Consider the following 2,581-nt stretch of genomic DNA (forward strand, 5'->3'; position numbering starts at 1 on the left):
CCGTCAGCGTGAGCCCGGTCCCGCCCGCCCGGAGTGACGCGAGCATCAGCGGCGGCCCCTGCGGGCTCTGGAACACCTCGACCATCGACGCCCGACCGCCTGCGGTGACGCCCCCGTGGAGGAAGGGCACCCCTGTCGCCGCGCGACGCTCGAGCAGCGGGAGGATGAGGTCCCCGAAAGCCCGGTACTGGGTGAACAACAGGACCTTCTCCCCCGCGTCGAGGATCTCGGTGAGGACCTCGTCCAGTGCCGCCAGTTTGCCGGACCGGTGTCGCCCGCCCCGCAGCAGCGAGGACCCGTCCCCGAGATAGTGCGAAGGATGGTTGCAGACCTGCTTGAGCGCGGTGAGACCGGACAGGATCGCACCCTTGCGGGACGCTCCCTCAGACTCCCTGACCTGCTCCATCATGTCCTCGACGACCGCCTGGTACAGCGTCGCCTGCTCACGGGTCAGGGGGGCGTCGACCCTGATGTGTTGCTTGGCCGGGAGATCCGCGGCCACGGCCGGGTCCGACTTGAGCCGACGCAGGACGAACGGGGCCGCCAGGGCGCGCAACCGGGTGGCCGCGGCCTCGTCTCTGTGCGATTCGATGGGGACCGCGAACCGGGCGCGGAAGGTGCTGGCCGACCCGAGCAACCCGGGGTTGGCGAAGTCGAACACCGCCCGCAGTTCGTCCAACCTGTTCTCCACCGGGGTCCCGGTGAGCGCGATCCGGTGCCGGGCGGGGATGGAGCGGATCGCGCGGGACACCGCGGTCGCCGGGTTCTTGACGGTCTGGGCCTCGTCGGCGACCACGCGTCGCCACTCCACCCCGGACAGCAGGTCGACGTCCCGGGTGGCCGTTCCATAGGAGGTCAGGACGAGATCCGAGTCCGTCATCCGCGCGGCGGCGCCCTCCCCCCGGCCGCGTCCCTGACCATGGTGGACGTGGACCCGGAGCTCCGGGGCGAACCTCGAGGCCTCACGCTCCCACGTGGACACCAGGGTCAGGGGCGCGACCACCAGGGTGGGACCGGACCCCCCGGTCGCGTGTTCGGTCGCCGTGAGCGCGAGGACCTGCATCGTCTTGCCGAGCCCCATGTCGTCGGCCAGGACCGCGCCGGTGCCGGCCCGCGAGAGGGCCGCGAGCCACCTGACGCCGTCCAGTTGATACGGCCGCAGGGAGGCCCGGAACCACTCCGGCAGCGCGATCGGCGACGACGACGAGGGGATCCAGTCGAGGGTGGTGGGCGCCTCGACCTCGACGCCCTCCGCCTCGTCGGACATCAGTGCCGCGACGAGAGCCGGGGCTGTCGTCCTCTGACCTCGCCTGGCCGCGAGGAAGCGAGCCGCCCGTCGGAGCGCGCCGGGATCGGCGCGGACCCACTGTCCACGGAGCTTGACCAGATCCGAGGCGGCGTCGAGCAGCATCCGGGCCTCGGTGGCGTCCAGCGGGCTGTCGTCGACCACCAGCTCCCAGTCCACATCCGCCAGCTGTTCGAGCCCGAGTCGGTGCCCCGAGTCCACCGACTCGGTCCCGGGCTCCGTGACGGTCGCCCTCACCGCGGTTCTGACCCTCGTCCAGGATCTCGGGAGGAGGACCTCGATCCCACGGCCACGGAGCGCCTCGACGCCCTCGTCGACCAGGTCGACCACGAGGTCGGTCGGGAGCAGCAGATCGGGAGCGCCGGCCGCCTGGGTGGCGCGGGACAGCGGCGGCCACGAGCGGACCGCCCGCGCCACCACATCACGTACGGGCCCGTCCACCGAGGAGGTGTCGGCGAGATCGGAGAACGGACGGAGCGAATCCGCGCCCGTCCGGACGAGCACCTGGAACCGCCAGACGACGCCGACGTCCGAGGACTCCTCCGCGCGACCCCCGACGGTGGCGCCGTCCACCGTGTCCCCGTCCACCGTGTCCCCGTCCACAGTGCCCCCGCCCGCCGTGTCGTCGTCGGACGGTTCGACCACGCGGAAGACCACGTCCACGTCCTTCGCCGCAGCCGCGCGACCGAACTCGCGGACCGCATCGGCCAGTGCCTGCCCGGCCGAGGCCACCTGACCACCCCCGACCAACGCCTCGCCGAGTTCGCTGCGCCGGTCGGCCGCGAGGGGAGCCAGTGCCGCGCGGGCGTGATGATCCGTCAACTCCGACAGGAGCCGGACCAGTTCCTCCCGGGTGGCGACCAACCCGTGACTCCGGTGCAGGCTCTCGGTGGTCCAGGCCCCGATGACCGGCGATGCGACGAGATCCCAGGTGGCGTCCCACGCTCCGTCGAGGCGGGTGAGACGAGGGACAGCGTGGCCCGCGGCCACGAGGGACGCGACGCCCGAGGACAGAGCGGCCAGTGCCTGCAGTCCGGCCCCCACCCACCGGTCCTCCGATCTGAGGAGGCGGCAGAGGTCGACAGCGTCGCCGACGGACACCCGGACCCCGGGCACCGTCGCCGATCTGGCCTTCCCGTCCACGATCGCACGGACCCCGATGCGGTGGGACAGCCGATACCTCCCGAGGAACTCCACCACCTCATTCGGGGCGCCGGCCCGGGCGACGGCCGTGACGGCGGCGGCCGGCGCCACCGAGTGCGGCCGCCGCAGGCC

General features: G+C 72.8%; 1 protein-coding gene. It reads right to left on the reverse strand.

The window, feature by feature from the left end:
• Positions 1-2,581, reverse strand: a 2,581-nt coding sequence (locus IY392_RS12870) for a DEAD/DEAH box helicase (RefSeq protein ID WP_228549375.1), incomplete at both ends; no start/stop codon positions are given.

Origin of the sequence: Dietzia sp. SYD-A1 (assembly GCF_015356725.1) — a bacterium.
Taxonomy (GTDB): Bacteria; Actinomycetota; Actinomycetes; order Mycobacteriales; family Mycobacteriaceae; genus Dietzia.